General features: G+C 75.1%; 8 protein-coding genes and 1 pseudogene. 6 read left to right on the top strand and 3 right to left on the bottom strand.

Annotated features, from left to right (window positions below):
- Positions 1-5 precede the first annotated feature (5 nt).
- From ACOTKD_RS10735 to ACOTKD_RS10720, 4 genes and pseudogenes are all read left to right on the top strand, one after another.
- Positions 6-932 carry an oxygenase MpaB family protein gene (locus tag ACOTKD_RS10735; RefSeq protein WP_424888655.1) on the top strand — a complete coding sequence of 309 codons (927 nt, stop codon included), beginning with the start codon at positions 6-8 and terminating at the stop codon, positions 930-932.
- A complete protein-coding gene (locus ACOTKD_RS10730; protein WP_424888654.1) occupies positions 914-3,244 on the top strand; it encodes a tetratricopeptide repeat protein in 2,331 nt (776 codons plus the stop codon). The genes ACOTKD_RS10735 and ACOTKD_RS10730 overlap by 19 nt, the downstream gene beginning before the upstream one ends.
- A gap of 80 nt (positions 3,245-3,324) precedes the next feature.
- Positions 3,325-4,416 (top strand): annotated as a pseudogene (locus tag ACOTKD_RS10725) (NAD(P)H-dependent flavin oxidoreductase); the annotation flags it as partial.
- Positions 4,417-4,733: 317 nt separating this feature from the next.
- Positions 4,734-6,287: an acyl-CoA synthetase gene (locus ACOTKD_RS10720; protein ID WP_424888653.1), complete on the top strand. Its 1,554-nt coding sequence runs from the start codon at positions 4,734-4,736 to the stop codon at positions 6,285-6,287.
- Between the two features lie 31 nt (positions 6,288-6,318).
- Here the strand turns inward: ACOTKD_RS10720 and ACOTKD_RS10715 are convergent, their stop codons facing one another.
- Positions 6,319-8,751: a penicillin acylase family protein gene (locus ACOTKD_RS10715; RefSeq protein ID WP_424888652.1), complete on the bottom strand. Its 2,433-nt coding sequence runs from the start codon at positions 8,749-8,751 to the stop codon at positions 6,319-6,321.
- Between the two features lie 136 nt (positions 8,752-8,887).
- On the opposite strand from ACOTKD_RS10715, the gene ACOTKD_RS10710 reads away from it, so the two are divergent.
- Positions 8,888-10,426, top strand: coding sequence for a fatty acyl-CoA synthetase (locus ACOTKD_RS10710; protein WP_424888651.1), 1,539 nt, complete (start codon positions 8,888-8,890; stop codon positions 10,424-10,426).
- Positions 10,427-10,725: 299 nt separating this feature from the next.
- Here the strand turns inward: ACOTKD_RS10710 and paaK are convergent, their stop codons facing one another.
- Positions 10,726-11,988 carry a phenylacetate--CoA ligase PaaK gene (paaK, locus tag ACOTKD_RS10705; RefSeq protein ID WP_424888804.1) on the bottom strand — a complete coding sequence of 421 codons (1,263 nt, stop codon included), beginning with the start codon at positions 11,986-11,988 and terminating at the stop codon, positions 10,726-10,728.
- A gap of 111 nt (positions 11,989-12,099) precedes the next feature.
- Positions 12,100-13,740, bottom strand: coding sequence for an acyl-CoA synthetase (locus ACOTKD_RS10700; protein WP_424888650.1), 1,641 nt, complete (start codon positions 13,738-13,740; stop codon positions 12,100-12,102).
- A 173-nt stretch (positions 13,741-13,913) separates the two neighbouring features.
- Here ACOTKD_RS10700 and ACOTKD_RS10695 point away from each other — a divergent pair, with 173 nt between their 5' ends.
- Complete coding sequence (locus ACOTKD_RS10695; protein ID WP_424888649.1) at positions 13,914-14,717, top strand: crotonase/enoyl-CoA hydratase family protein; 804 nt, start codon at positions 13,914-13,916, stop codon at positions 14,715-14,717.
- Positions 14,718-14,728 lie beyond the last annotated feature (11 nt).

The raw sequence follows: 14,728 nt of genomic DNA, 5'->3' as shown, positions 1-14,728 counted from the left end.
GCCCCATGCCGCAAGCCGACCCCGGGCTCTTCGGGCCCGCCTCGGTCACCTGGCAGCTGCACGGCGACCCCATGATGTGGATCGCCGGGGTGCGCGCCCTGTGGCTGCAGGCGCTGCACCCCCGCGCGGTCCGCGGCGTGATGCAGAACTCGGACTTCCGCGAGGACGCCTGGGGCCGCCTGCTGCGCACCGCGAACTTCGTGGGCACCACCACGTACGGCACCACCGAGGCCGCCGAGCGCGCGGGCGCCGCCGTCCGCGGCATCCACCGCCGGCTGTCCGCCACCGACCCCGGCACCGGCGAGCGCTACCCCGTGGACGACCCCGGCCTGCTGCTGTGGGTGCACTGCGCCGAAATCGACTCCTACCTCCACGTCGTCCGCCGCTCCGGCATCCGCCTCAGCGACGCCCAGGCCGACGCCTACTGCGCCGAACACCGGCAGTCCGCCCGCCTCGTGGGCCTCGATCCCGCCGGCGTGCCCGGCACGAGCGGACAGCTGGCCGCCTACTTCGAGAAGGTGCGCCCCCACCTCGCCCTCACCCCGGAGGCCCGCGGGGTCGACGCCTTCCTGCGGCGCCCGCCCGTGCCGCTCCCGGCGGTCCCGGCCCGCGCCCTGGTCTGGGGCCGGGCGGCCTCCCTCGCCTACGCCGCGCTGCCCCCCTGGGCCCACCAGCTGTACGGCCGGCCGGCCCCGCCCCCGGCCGTCGTCACCCGCCGGCTGCGCGCCGCGGGCGCAGCGCTGCGCCTGATCCCCGCCGGCGTCCGCTGGCAGCTGCCGCCCAAGCACATCCTCCGCGCGGTCGCCAGACTCGGGCCCGGTACCCGTCCTTCCGTCTACAACCTGCACAGACGGGCCGCCATACTGGACGGACCGGGGGAGGCGCGGGGCATCGACGGGGGCGGCGGCGGGGGATGGCGGACACCAGGCTGATCCAAGGGCGGTACCGCCTGCTCGAACGCATCGGGCGGGGCGGCATGGGCGAGGTGTGGCGGGCGCTCGACGAGTCGCTCGGCCGGCAGGTCGCCGTCAAGTGCCTCAAGCCCATGGGGCCGCGGCACGAGCCGTCCTACCTCCGGGTGCTGCGCGAGCGCTTCCGGCGCGAGGCGCGCGTCGCGGCCGCCCTGCAGCACCGCGGCATCACCGTCATCCACGACTTCGGCGAGTCCGACGGCGTGCTCTACCTGGTCATGGAGCTCCTCGACGGCCGCAACCTCAGCGAGCTCCTGGAGGACACCGGCGGGCACCCGCTGGCCGTGCCCGACATCCTGGAGATCGCCGAGCAGGTCGCCGCCGCCCTCGCCTACACCCACGGCCAGGGCGTCGTCCACCGGGACCTCAAGCCCGCCAACGTCATGCGGCTGACCGACGGCAGCGTGAAGATCTGCGACTTCGGCATCGCCCGGCTCGGCGACTCCATCGGCTACTCCTCGGTCTCCTCCCGCCTCACCGGCACCGGCATCGCCATGGGCACGCCCCACTACATGTCGCCCGAGCAGATCGGCGGCGGCCCCGTCGACCACCGCAGCGACCTGTACTCCCTGGGCTGCGTGCTGTACGAGCTCGCCACCGGTGCCCCGCCGTTCGACATGGACGACGCCTGGGCCGTGCTCGTCGGCCACCGGGACACCGCGCCCGTGCCGCCGCGCACCCACCGGCCGGAGCTGCCGGAGGCCTTCGAACGCATCGTCCTCGACCTGCTCGCCAAGGATCCCGACGACCGCCCTCCCGACGCCGCGGAGCTGCACGGCCGTCTGTTCGTGCTGGAACCCCACGGCAGGCTCACCCGCCCGGCGACCGTCCACCGGACGCCGCCCGAGCGCCGCCCGTACCCCGTGCGGTCCGCCGTCCGGCTGCCCGAGCCGCGCCTGCCCGGCTGGGCCAGGAACATGACCACCGGCTCCAAGGCGACCGGCCCCGGACCGCGGACGGCGCTCCCGCCGGACCCCGCGGCGGCGCTCACGGGCGCCTGGACCGCGGGGCCGGCGGGACCGGCGGGGCTCGCCGTGCCCGCACCGCGCACCGCGTCCGTCCCGGCCGTGCCCGCCGGCCTGCCCGCCGTCCGCGAGCCGTCCGTCCCGCCCGCGCCGGAAGCCGTCGCCGCGCTCGTGGCCCGCCACCAGGAGGGCCTGCGCCTGGGCCGGCTGGGCCGCTGGGAGGAGGCCGGCCGGGCGCACGCCGCCGTCGCCGCCGACCGCGAGCGGCTCCTCGGCCCCGACCACCCGGACACGCTCACCAGCCGCTACGAGGCCGCCTTCGCCCTCAGCGTGCTGGGCCGCCCGGGCGAGGCGCTGCGCGAGTACGCCCGCGCCGCGGCCGGGCGCGAGCGCGCCCTCGGGCCGGACCACCCCGCCACGCTCGCCGCGCGCCAGGAGACGGCGTACGTCCTCGGGCAGCTTGGCCGGCACTTCGAGGCGCACGACGTGTACGCCGCCGTGCTCGCCGCGCGCGAGCGGACCGCGGGCCCCGACCACCCGGACACCCTGCGCTGCCGCCACAACCTGGCCTTCAACCTCGGCCGCCTGGGCCGGCTGGAGGAGTCGTACCGCATGGCCTGCGAGGTGGCGGTCACCCGCTCCCGGGTCCTGGGCCCGGCCCACCCGGACACCCTCGTCAGCCGCTACGAGGTGGGTTACGCCCTCGGGCAGCTGGGCCGCTGGACCGAGGCGCTGCAGACCTACCGCGAGGTGGCCGTCGCGCGGCAGCGGGTGCTCGGCGCCGGCCACCCCGACACGCTCGCCGCCCGCTACGAGACCGGCATCTGCCTCGGCCGCCTCCAGCGCAGCGCGGAGGCCCTGCGGCTGTTCCGCGAGCTCGCGGACGAGCGCACCCGCGCCCAGGGGCCCGAGGACCCGGACACCCTGCGCGCCCGGCACTGCCTCGGCGTCAACCTCGGCCGCCTCGGGCGCTGGGAGGAGGCCCTGGCGGAGGCGCGCGAGGTGTGCGCGCTGCGCGAGCGGGTGCTGGGTGCCGACCATCCCGAGACGCTGGTCAGCCGGCGCGAGATCGCGGTCGCCTTCGGCTGGCTCGGCCGCTGGACCGAGGCCCTCGCCGTCTACCGCGAGGTCGCGCAGGCCCGGCAGCGGGTGCTGGGCGCCGACCACCCGGACGCCCTCACCAGCCGCAACGACGAGGCGCACTGCCTCGAACAGCTGGGCCGCTCCACGGAGGCCGTGGAGCTCTACCGGCAGGTCGAGGCGGTCCGCCGGGTCGGGGCCGCGCGGGGGCGGCCGCTGCACCGCTGAGCGTCCGGCCGGCCAACTTGGCTGACGTTGCGTCAGAAAAGCTCTTCCCTCGCCCGGCCCCCTGCGGCATCCTGCCGCCCATGCAGACCGAGTTGAGCCGGCGGCTGGGCATCGAGCACGCCGTCTTCGGCTTCACGCCCTTCCCCGCGGTCGCCGCGGCGATCTCCCGCGCCGGAGGGCTCGGCGTCCTCGGCGCCGTCCGCTACACCGACCCCGGCGACCTCGCCCGGGACCTCGACTGGATGGACGCCCGCACCGGCGGCGGACCGTACGGGCTCGACGTCGTCATGCCCGCCAAGAAGGTGGAGGGCGTCACCGAGGCGGACGTCGAGGCGATGATCCCCGAAGGACACCGCCGGTTCGTCCGCGAGACCCTCGCCCGGCACGGCGTTCCCGAACTCGCCGCCGGGGACCGGCAGGGCTGGCGCATCACCGGCTGGATGGAGGACGTCGCCCGCGCCCAGCTCGACACCGCCTTCGACCACCCGCTCGCCCTCCTCGCCAACGCCCTCGGCCCGCCGCCCGCCGACGTCGTCCGGCGCGCCCACGCCCACGGCGTCCTCGTCGCCGCGCTCGCCGGCAGCGCCCGGCACGCCGCCCGGCACGCCGACGCCGGCATCGACGTCGTCGTCGCCCAGGGCTACGAGGCCGGTGGCCACACCGGCGAGATCGCCACCATGGTCCTCACCCCCGAGATCGTCCGCGCCGTCGGACCGCTGCCCGTCCTCGCGGCCGGCGGCATCGGCTCCGGCGAGCAGATCGCCGCCGCGCTCGCCCTCGGCGCCCAGGGCGTCTGGCTCGGCTCCCTCTGGCTCACCACCGAGGAGGCCGACCTGGGCTCGCCCGCCCTGACGGCCAAACTCCTCGCCGCGGGCTCCGGCGACACCGTGCGCTCGCGCGCCCTCACCGGCAAGCCCGCCCGCCAGCTGCGCACGGCCTGGACCGAGGCCTGGGACGACCCCGCCGGCCCCGGCACCCTCCCCATGCCCCTGCAGGGCCTCCTCGTCGCCGAGGCGCTGACCCGCATCCAGAAGTACGAGGCCGAGCCGCTGCTGGGCACGCCGGTCGGCCAGATCGTCGGCAGCATGACCACCCGCCGCGGCGTCCAGGCCGTCTTCGACGACCTGACGAGAGGCTTCGAACGGGCCGTCGCACGCCTGGACCGCATCGCGTCGGGGGCGGAAGCCCCTGCGGGGCGGGCAGGACCGGCCGCGGACGCGCCGGACGCGCAGCGAGCGCCTGCGGTCCGTGGTCATGGGGCTCTCCCGGCGACCGGCACCGCGGGCGGCAGCGGCCGGCCCGGTGCAGGCCCCGATACACCGTCCGGCCGTCCGGCCCGCCGCGGCGCCGCGGACCCGCTCGGTCCGGCACCGGACTGACTGCCCGGACGGCGTACGCGGTCCCCGCCCGTAGCGCCCGTCCCGGCCGCGTACGCCGCACGCCGTGCACCCCGCCCGCGCCGTCCACCTCCTCTCCCGAAGGAGGCCCCATGCCACCCCAACCGCCCAACGGCTTCTGGGCACAGGCCGCCGCCGACCCCGGCCGCGTCGTCCTCGTCGACCCGGCCGGCGGCACCTGGACCGCCGGGCGCCTGCACGGCGCCGCCAACCGGCTCGTCCACGGGCTGCGCGCCGCGGGGCTGCGGGCCGGGGACGCGTTCGCCGTCGTGCTCCCCAACAGCGCCGAACTGCTCACCGCCCACCTCGCCGCGACGCAGGCGGGCCTGTACCTGGTTCCGGTCAACCACCACCTCGTGGGGTTGGAGATCGCCTGGATCGTCGCCGACTGCGAGGCCAAGGCGCTCATCGCCCACGAGCGGTTCGCCGCCGCGGCGACGGCCGCCGCGGACGAGGCCGCCCTGCCCGCCGCCGCGCGCTACGCGGTCGGGGACATCGAGGGCTTCCGCCCGTACGCCGCGCTCCTCGACGGCCGCCCGGACACCCCGCCCGCCGACCGCACCGCCGGCTGGGTCATGAACTACACCTCCGGCACCACCGGCCGGCCCCGCGGCATCCGCCGCCCGCTCACCGGCAGGCCGCCCGAGGAAGGCCACCTGGGCGGATTCCTCGGCATCTTCGGCATCCGGCCGTTCGACGGCAACACCCACCTGGTGTGCTCCCCGCTCTACCACACGGCCGTGCTGCAGTTCGCGGCCGCGTCCCTGCACATCGGCCACCCGCTGGTGGTCATGGACAAGTGGGCGCCCGAGGAGATGCTGCGCCTGATCGAGACCCACCGGTGCACGCACACGCACATGGTCCCCACCCAGTTCCAGCGGCTGCTGGCCCTGCCGGAGCACGTCCGGGCCCGCTACGACGTGTCGTCCATGCGCCACGCCGTGCACGGCGCCGCGCCCTGCCCCGACCACGTGAAGCGGGCGATGATCGACTGGTGGGGCGGCTGCATCGAGGAGTACTACGCGGCCAGTGAGGGCGGCGGCGCCTTCGCCACCGCCGAGGACTGGCTGAAGAAGCCCGGCACGGTCGGCAAGGCGTGGCCCATCAGCGAGCTCGCCGTCTTCGACGACGACGGCAACCGCCTCCCGGCGGGCCGGCTCGGCACCGTCTACATGAAGATGACCACCGGCGGCTTCGCGTACCACAAGGACGCCGGCAAGACCCGGGCCGGCCGCATCGGCGACTTCTTCACCGTCGGCGACCTCGGCCACCTCGACGAGGACGGCTACCTCTTCCTCCGCGACCGCAAGATCGACCTGATCATCTCCGGGGGCGTCAACATCTACCCCGCGGAGATCGAGGCCGTGCTGCTCGGGCACCCGGCCGTCGCCGACGCCGCCGTCTTCGGCGTGCCGCACGACGACTGGGGCGAGGAGGTCCGCGCGGTCGTCGAGCCGGCCGAGGGCCACGCGCCGGGCGCCCCGCTGGCCGCGGACATCCTCGCGCACTGCGCCGGGGCCCTGGCCGGCTACAAGCGGCCCCGGGCCGTCGAGTTCATCGCCGCCATGCCCCGCGACCCCAACGGCAAGCTCTACAAGCGCCGTCTGCGCGAGCCCTACTGGAAGGGCCGGGCCCGCCCGGTGTGAGCGGCGCCCGGCCCCGGTGCGCAGGAGCTGCTCAGCGTTCGCTCACGCGCACCACCCGCAACTGCGGCGAGGACATGATGTCCTTCTCGCAGAACCTGCCCCGGACCATGCGCCCGTCCGAGAACAGCCGGGTCTGGTCCGCGGAGTGCGGCGACGCGGGGTCCGAGGACTGCCCGTACGTCAGGAGCGTGCGGGCCACCGGGCAGGAGCCGCCGTCGAAGCCGACGGCCTGGATGTAGCTGGAGCCGTGCCGCACCTCCGACCAGCCGCCGCGGGCGGAGTCCCACGGCGCAGACTCGATCATGTTCCAGATGCCCAGCGCGTCGGCGCCGCCGGAGACGGGGATCCGCCGGCCGTCCCGCACGACGAACTGGTGCTCGCCCAGGGGCGCGTCCAGGGCGATGCCCGCCGACCGCAGCTCGGCGACCGTGTCGGCGAGGGCGCGGCCGAACGCCGGCGAGGCCGTGTCGAGGGTGTTCGGCGTGGTCACGGGAGCGGCGGCGGAGAACGGGACGCGCCACAGCTTCGCCTGCGGGACGGAGCGGACGAGCCTGTCCCAGAAGCGGGCGAAGAGGACCGCTCCCTTGCTGCCGGTGCGCACCGTACGGTCCCAGCGGCCCAGCACCCCGCAGGCCTCCGTGACCTCGACGGCCTTGCCGTCACTGCCCGTCGCCTCCCCGCCCGGCAGCGCGGCACACGCCTTCGCCGCGTCCGCCGCGGCCAGGTCGCCCGCGGGGGCACGGTTCGCGAACTGCTGCCGCTCCAGGTCCGCCACGGTCAGCCCGCCGCGCCGCGCCATGGCGGAGACGTCCTCGATCGCGCCGCGGGTGCGCACCGAGCGGGGCGTGGCGACGTCGCCGAAGATCCGCGGGTAGCCGGTGAGCGGCCGGTCCGCATTGGCCAGCCAGGGGCTGTTGTTGGAGTTCTCCGCGTACGGGGCGTCGACCAGTGACGGCATCGCGGACGGCCCGAAGACGCCGGGCTGGACGGCATCGGCGTCCCGCCCGAGCGCGCAGTCACGGCGCGAGCCGTCCAGGACCGCGAGGCCGGCGGCCGGGAAGGTCTGCTTCCCGAGCGCGGTGGAGCAGCGGCCGGCCAGCTCGTCGGTGACGCGCGGCAGGACCTGGGACTGGGTGTAGAGGCTGTGACCGCCGGAGTCGGCGGCGATCGTGTTCACCCACGGCAGGCCCTGGGTGCGGCGCAGGGCGTCCTGGATCCCGCGCACGCTGCGGGACTTGCCCAGCGCGAGGGAGCTGTCGGTGAAGCGCAGGCTCTCCGCATTGGGGTCCACCAGGGCGTACGCCTTGCCGTCCGCCCAGGGCAGCGGGAGCTCGTCGAGCGAGGTCACCACCGGCCCGTACCGCGTCCACCACTGGCTGCGGGTGACCTCGGACGCCCGGCCGTCCTCGCCCCGCACGGGCACGGTGACCTTGCGTTCGGTCATCTTCTCCCGTCTGCCGTCCACGAGGTAGGCGTGCGGATCGCCGGGCGCGGTCCTCAGCTCGTACAGGCTCGTCGGCACGCCGGTCGCGACCGTGTGGCTCCAGGCGACGTGCTCGTTGTGGCCGATCTCCACGACGGGGACGCCGAGCAGCGAGCCGCCGGAGACGTTCAGCTCGCCGGGGATGGTCTGCTGCGACTGCCAGAAGCGGCGGCCGCCCTGCCACGGGTAGTGGGGGTTGCCGAGGAGCAGGCCGCGGCCGTTCGCGGTGGTGGAGCCCGCGAAGGCGACCGCGTTCGAGCCCAGGCCGGCGGCCCTGCGCTGCTGGTCGAAGACCTTGCGGGCCGTATCGGCCGGGTCCGCCGCAGCCTTGGCCGTACGGGCCGCCGCGCCGGGCTGCGCGGCACCGGCGATTCCGTCGGCGGCCATGCCCTCGCCGCCGAGGACGGTGATGGCGTAGCCGCGCCGCGCCACGTCGAGCGTGGTGACCGGGGTGACCCAGCCGGCGCCGCGGCAGGCCGGGTCACTGATGCGGTGCTGTGCCAGCCAGGCGTTGTAGCCGGCGGCCCAGCCGCGCATCAGCTCCTTGGCCTGCCGGCTGGGACCGGCCGGCGCGGGTCGTTCGAGGAGCTTGTCGACGGTCTTCGCGTCGTTGAGCCCGCGGAAGAAGAGGTCGCTGGAGAGGTTGGTGGAGGCGGACGAGAGGGACCCGTCCGGCCGTGCGCCGGGGCCGAAGCGGGCCGAGCGCTCGCCGCGCAGGGTGACGAACCCGTCGGCGAGGGTGCACACCTGGTCGGCGGCCTGGGCCCAGCCGGTGCCGAAGCCGAGGTTCGCGTAGTCCTCGGCGACGATGTGCGGGACGCCGTACTCGGTGTAGCGGATGACGGCGGACAGGCCGCCGCCCGAGGCGCGTTCGGAGGCGGTCGCGGCGGCGGTCGCGGCCTCGCCGGGCAACGTGGCGGCGCAGGTCAGCACGGCCAGGCCGAGGCCCACCAGGGCGCGGATGCGATGTCTTGAGGGCAACGTGGCTCCCATGGGTACAGAGGGACGAGGAGTCGCCTGCGAGGAGGAGGACGCCCGCGCGGCGCGGGGAGTTGACCGTGGGCGCGATGCGGCCGCCCCTTGACCTTCCGCGCACGACGGCCCCAGGATCCGGGGCATGACGGGAGCCCACGACAGCACGGTGGACGGCGTCCTGCGGCGCACGGCCCGGCGCGTGCCGGACCGGACGGCCCTGCGATACGAGGAGCGCGTCTGGACCTACCGCGAGCTGGACGAGGCCGTGACGGGCGCCGCCCTGGCCCTGCTCGGCAGCGGGCTGCGCGGCGGCGAACGCGTCGCCGCCTACGGCCACAACTCCGACGCCTATCTGATCGGCTTCCTGGCCTGCGCCCGCGCCGGCCTGGTGCACGTGCCCGTCAACCACCAGCTCACGGGCGGCGAACTGGGCTACATCCTGGAGCAGTCGGGCAGCGCGCTGGTGCTCGCCGACCCGGCCCTGGCCCACCGGCTGCCCGGCTCCGTGCGCACCCTGCCGCTGCGCGACGCCACGGGCTCCCTGCTGGAGCGGTCGGTGCAGCGGCGCGCGGGCAGCCCGACCCTCTTCGCCGGCGGCCCGGACCAGGGCGACCTCGCGCAGCTGCTCTACACCTCCGGCACCACCGCGCAGCCCAAGGGCGCGATGATGACGCACGGCGCGCTCGTACACGCCTACATGAGCGCGGTCACCGCCCTGGACCTCCGGGAGACGGACCGGCCGCTGCACGCCCTGCCGCTGTACCACTCGGCGCAGATGCACGTGTTCCTGCTGCCCTTCCTGGCGGTGGGAGCGGAGAACACGCTCATCGACGCGCCGGACCCGGACCGCGTCCTCGAACTGGTGGAGGCGGGGCGGGCCGACAGCTTCTTCGCCCCGCCGACCGTGTGGATCGCGCTGGCCGGCCACCCCGGCTTCGCCGCCCGTGACCTGTCGGCGCTGCGCAAGGCGTACTACGGGGCGTCCGTCATGCCCGTGCCGGTCCTGGAGCGGCTCCGGGCCCGTCTGCCCCGCCTCGCGTTCTACAACTGCTTCGGGCAGAGCGAGATCGGGCCGCTGGCCACCGTGCTGCGGCCCGAGGAGCACGAGGGGCGGATGGACTCGTGCGGCCGCCCGGTGATGTTCGTCGAGGCGCGCGTGGTGGACGACAAGGGCGCGGAGGTGCCCGACGGCACCCCGGGCGAGGTCGTCTACCGCTCCCCGCAGCTGTGCCGGGGCTACTGGGGCAAGCCCGAGGAGACCGAGGAGGCCTTCCGGGACGGCTGGTTCCACTCCGGCGACCTGGCGGTCCGGGACGCCGAGGGCTACTTCACGGTCGTGGACCGGCTCAAGGACGTCATCAACTCCGGTGGCGTGCTGGTCGCCTCCCGCGAGGTCGAGGACGTGCTCTACGGTCATCCGGCGGTCGCGGAGGCGGCGGTCGTCGGTCTCCCCGACGCACGCTGGATCGAGGCGGTCACGGCCGTGGTCGTCGCGCGCGGCACCGTGACCGAGGAGGAGCTGGTGGCGTACGCGCGGGAGCGGCTGGCCCCCTTCAAGGTGCCCAAGCGCGTGCTGTTCGCGGACGCCCTCCCACGGAACGCCTCCGGCAAGGTGCTGAAGAGAGAGCTGAGGTTTGCCCTCTCGGGCGGGCGGACGACGACCGCATTCAGGCTGCGGTGATCTCGGAGTCCGCCGGACCAGCGCCGCGGTGGTGTCTCGCCGTTGCGGCGGGCATTTTTGTCGGCGCCGTCGGGCACCCCGGTGGGGCCGGATCGCCGCGGCGGCGGTTTTTGGGTCGGCCCGCAGCCGGGAATGTGCAGGAGGGCCGGGGGCGCAGGGGCAGGGTCCCTGGACGCTGACGTGTATGTGTGGCGCCAAGTGCGGGGCAAGGACACGCAGAGGGGAAGGGCGCCGTAAATATACGGTCCAGGGACCCTGCCCCGGAGCCCCCGGCCCGGCCCCGCAACGCACCGGCCCCGTCACCCCTTCCCCCGCTCGTCGACGATCCGCTTCAGCTTGCCCACCGACCGCTCCAGCGTCCCGCCGTCGACCACCTCGACGGCCACCGTCACACCGACCCCGTCCTTCACCCCCCGCGCCACCTCCCCGGCGGCAGCCACCCGCCGCTCCGGCGTCGCCTCCGCCCGCGCCTCCACCCGTACGGTGAGGTGGTCCATGCGGCCCTCGCGGGTGAGCCGGAGCTGGAAGTGCGGGGCCAGGCCGGGCGTCCGCAGCACGATCTCCTCGATCTGGCCGGGGAAGAGATTGACCCCCCGCAGGATGATCAGGTCGTCGCTGCGCCCGGTGATCCGTTCCATCCGCCGGAAGGCGGGGCGGGCGGTGCCGGGCAGGAGCCGGGTCAGGTCGCGGGTGCGGAAGCGGACGACCGGCATGGCCTCCTTGGTGAGGGAGGTGAGGACCAGCTCGCCGTGGCTGCCGTCGGGCAGCACCTCTCCCGTGACCGGGTCGACCATCTCCGGGTAGAAGTGGTCCTCCCAGACGTGCAGGCCGTCCTTCGTCTCGGCGCACTCCTGGGCGACGCCGGGCCCGATGACCTCCGAGAGGCCGTATATGTCGACGGCGTCGATCGCGAAGCGCTCCTCGATCTCGCGGCGCATCTCCTCCGTCCAGGGCTCGGCCCCGAAGATGCCGGTGGTCAGGGAGGTGCTTCGGGGATCGATGCCCTGGCGCTCGAACTCGTCGAGCAGGGTGAGCATGTAGGTGGGCGTCACCATGATGATGCGGGGCCGCAGGTCCTGGATCAGCCGGACCTGGCGCGCGGTCATGCCGCCGGAGGCGGGGATCACCGTGCAGCCGAGGCGCTCGGCGCCGTAGTGCGCGCCCAGGCCGCCGGTGAACAGGCCGTAGCCGTAGGCCACGTGGATCCTGTCGCCGGGCCGCCCGCCGGCGGCGCGGATCGAGCGGGCGACGACCTCGGCCCAGACGTCCAGGTCCCGGTCGGTGTAGCCGACGACGGTGGGGGTGCCCGTGGTGCCGCTGGAGGCGTGGATGCGCCGGATCTCGCTGCCGGGAACGGCGAACATGCCGAAGGGGTAGTGCTCCCGGAGATCCGCCTTGGTGGTGAACGGGAGGCGGGCGAGGTCGGCGAGGCCGCGGCAGTCCTCGGGACGTATGCCGGCCTCCGCGAAGGCCTGCCGGTAGAAGGGCACGTGCTCGTACGCGCGCCGGAGCGTGGTCCGCAGCCGCTCCAGCTGGAGCGCGGCCAGTTCGTCGCGGGACATCCGCTCGGCCGGGTCCTGCGGGGCGGCGGGAACGGCCCCGGGAACCAACCGATCGTTCGGTCGTTGCATAGGATCAAGTATCCAGGGGCGGCGGCGGGCGTCAAGAGGGCGCTAACTCCCCGTTCGCGCGCCCTCCTCCGCGACCGCACGCGCCCACCGGTAGTCCGCCTTCCCGCTCGGCGACCGCCGCACCCGCTCTGTGAAGACCACGCAGCGCGGCACCTTGTAGCCCGCCAGCCGCGCACGGCAGTGCGCCTGCAGCACGCCGGGAGGCAGCGGACCCGCCCCCTCGCGCAACTGGACGACGGCGGCCACCCGCTGGCCCCACCGCTCGTCCGGAACCCCCGCGACCAGCACGTCGTACACGTCCGGATGTGCCTTGAGCGCCTGCTCGACCTCCTCCGGATACACCTTCTCGCCGCCGGTGTTGATGCACTGCGAGCCCCGCCCGAGCAGCGTGATCTCGCCGTCCGCCCCGGCCCGCGCCATGTCGCCGAGCAACACCCACCGCTCGCCGCCCGCCAGGAAGAACGTCGCCGCGGTCCGCTCCGGGTCGTTGTAGTAGCCGAGCGGCACGTGGCCGCGCTGCGCGACGCGCCCTTCCCCGCCGGGCGCCACGCGCTCGTGCGTGACCGGGTCGACGACGGCCGTGCGGTCGTTGACCCGCAGCCGGAGACCGCCGCCCTCCTGCGCCCCCGTCCCGTCCTCGGCGGTGCCGTTGAAGCCCGACTCCGAGGAGCCGAAGTTGTTCAGCAGCGCCACGTGCGGCAGCAGTGCCGCGAACTGCTCCCGTACGGTGCGCGACAGGATCGCCCCCGAGCTGCTCACGCTGAACAGCGACGAGCAGTCGGTGCCCCGCAGCGGCCCGGCCAGCGCGTCCACCAGGGGCCGCAGCATCGCGTCGCCGACCAGGGAGACGCAGGTGACCTTCTCGCGCGCGACCGTGCGCAGCACCTCCTCGGGGGCGAACCTGCTGTGCAGCACGACCTTCTGGCCGTAGTCGAAGGCGATGAGCGCGGTGAGCGTGGACGTGCCGTGCATCAGCGGCGCGGTGGGGAAGAAGACCAGCCCCTCGCCGCCTTCGGCGACGCGCTCGGCCAGCTCCCGCGGGTGCTTGACCGGCTCGCCCGTGGGCGCGCCGCCGCCGAGCCCGGAGAAGAACAGGTCCTCCTGGCGCCACATCACGCCCTTGGGCAGGCCGGTCGTGCCGCCGGTGTAGATGACGACCTGGTCGTCCGCCGAGCGCGGGCCGAAGCCCCGCAGAGGCGAGCCCGACGCCTCGGCCTCGGCGAAGGACACGGGCGCGAGGGCGGGCTCGGGAGCCCCCTCCGGAGGCGTCCCGGCGCGCACGAGGTGGCGCAGCACGTCCGTACGGGGGAGCGCCGCGGCCACGCGGGCGGTGAACGCGGCGTCGAAGACCAGCGCCACGAGGTCGGCGTCCCGGTAGAGGTAGGCCAGTTCGTCCTCGACGTAGCGGTAGTTGACGTTGACGGGCACCGCCCGGATCTTCAGGCAGGCCCAGAAGGACTGCAGGTACTCGACGCCGTTGTACAGGTGCAGCCCGACGTGGTCGCCGGGCCGGATCCCCTGGTCGTGCAGGTGGTGCGCGAGCCGGTTGGCGGCCGCGTCGAGCTGCGCGTACGTCAGCCGGCGCTCGGCGCCGCCGCCCGGGAGGTCCGCGTGGACCAGGGCCTCCCGGGCGGGCACGGCGTCCACGACCGACTCGAAGAGGTCCGCGAGGTTGTAGTCCACGTCTCCTCCTGCCCGGGGGAACGGCGGCCGGCGCCCATTAGAGCGCCGCGGGCCGCAGGGAGGAAGGGCCGGGGGCCGGGAAGGCCAAGAAATCTGACGGAAAGTCAGAAAACTCTTGAACCCCGGCCACGCCTCCTGCACCCTGTTCCCGTCGCCGGGACGGGAGGCAAGCCATGAGCGGGACCGAACACCTCACGGTCGAACGCGTCGGCGCCACACTGGTGCTCACCCTCAACCGGCCGGAAGCGAAGAACGCCCTGTCGCTGCCGATGCTGGCCGGGCTCCACGACGGCTGGCTGGAGGCCGACGAGGACGACGCGATCCGCTCCGTCGTGCTCACCGGCGCCGGCGGGGCCTTCTGCTCCGGCATGGACCTCAAGGCGCTGCACGGGCCCGGCCCGGCGGCGGACGACGCCTGCCGCGCACGCTTCAAGGCCGACCCCGACCTGCACTGGAAGGCCATGCTCCGCCACCACCGGCCGCGCAAACCGGTCATCGCCGCCGTCGAGGGCCCCTGCGTCGCCGGCGGCACCGAGATCCTCCAGGGCACCGACATCCGCATCGCCGGCGAGAGCGCCGTCTTCGGCCTCTTCGAAGTGCGCCGGGGCCTCTTCCCCGTCGGCGGCTCCACCGTCCGCCTCGCCCGCCAGATCCCGCGCACCCACGCGCTGGAGATGCTGCTCACCGGCCGCCCCTACACCGCCGCCGAAGCCGCGCGCATCGGCCTGATCGGCCACGTCGTCCCCGACGGCACCGCCCTGGAACGCGCCTTGGAGACCGCCGGGCTCGTCAACGCCAACGGGCCGCTGGCCGTCGAGGCCGTCAAGGCATGCGTCCACGACACCGCCGGCCTGGACGAGGCCGCGGGCCTCGCCCTCGAACTCGAACGGGGCCTGCCCGTCCTCGGCAGCGCCGACGCGAAGGAGGGCACCCGGGCCTTCGCCGAGAAGCGCCCCGCCGTCTACCGGCGCGCCTGAAGGGAGCCCCG

It is taken from the genome of Streptomyces sp. XH2 (genome assembly GCF_049725035.1).
Classification (GTDB): domain Bacteria; phylum Actinomycetota; class Actinomycetes; order Streptomycetales; family Streptomycetaceae; genus Streptomyces; species Streptomyces roseoverticillatus.
The sequence above is the reverse complement of the archived record's forward strand: the minus strand, read 5'-3'. Positions and strand labels throughout refer to the sequence as shown.

Excerpts from the sequence above, each read along its gene's own strand:
- ACOTKD_RS10735 (WP_424888655.1), top strand. The coding sequence starts at position 6 with ATGCCGCAAGCCGACCCCGGGCTCTTCGGGCCCGCCTCGGTCACCTGG.
- ACOTKD_RS10730 (WP_424888654.1), top strand. The coding sequence starts at position 914 with ATGGCGGACACCAGGCTGATCCAAGGGCGGTACCGCCTGCTCGAACGC.
- ACOTKD_RS10720 (WP_424888653.1), top strand. The coding sequence starts at position 4,734 with ATGCCACCCCAACCGCCCAACGGCTTCTGGGCACAGGCCGCCGCCGAC.
- ACOTKD_RS10710 (WP_424888651.1), top strand. The coding sequence starts at position 8,888 with ATGACGGGAGCCCACGACAGCACGGTGGACGGCGTCCTGCGGCGCACG.
- paaK (WP_424888804.1), bottom strand. The coding sequence starts at position 11,988 with ATGTCCCGCGACGAACTGGCCGCGCTCCAGCTGGAGCGGCTGCGGACC.
- ACOTKD_RS10695 (WP_424888649.1), top strand. The coding sequence starts at position 13,914 with ATGAGCGGGACCGAACACCTCACGGTCGAACGCGTCGGCGCCACACTG.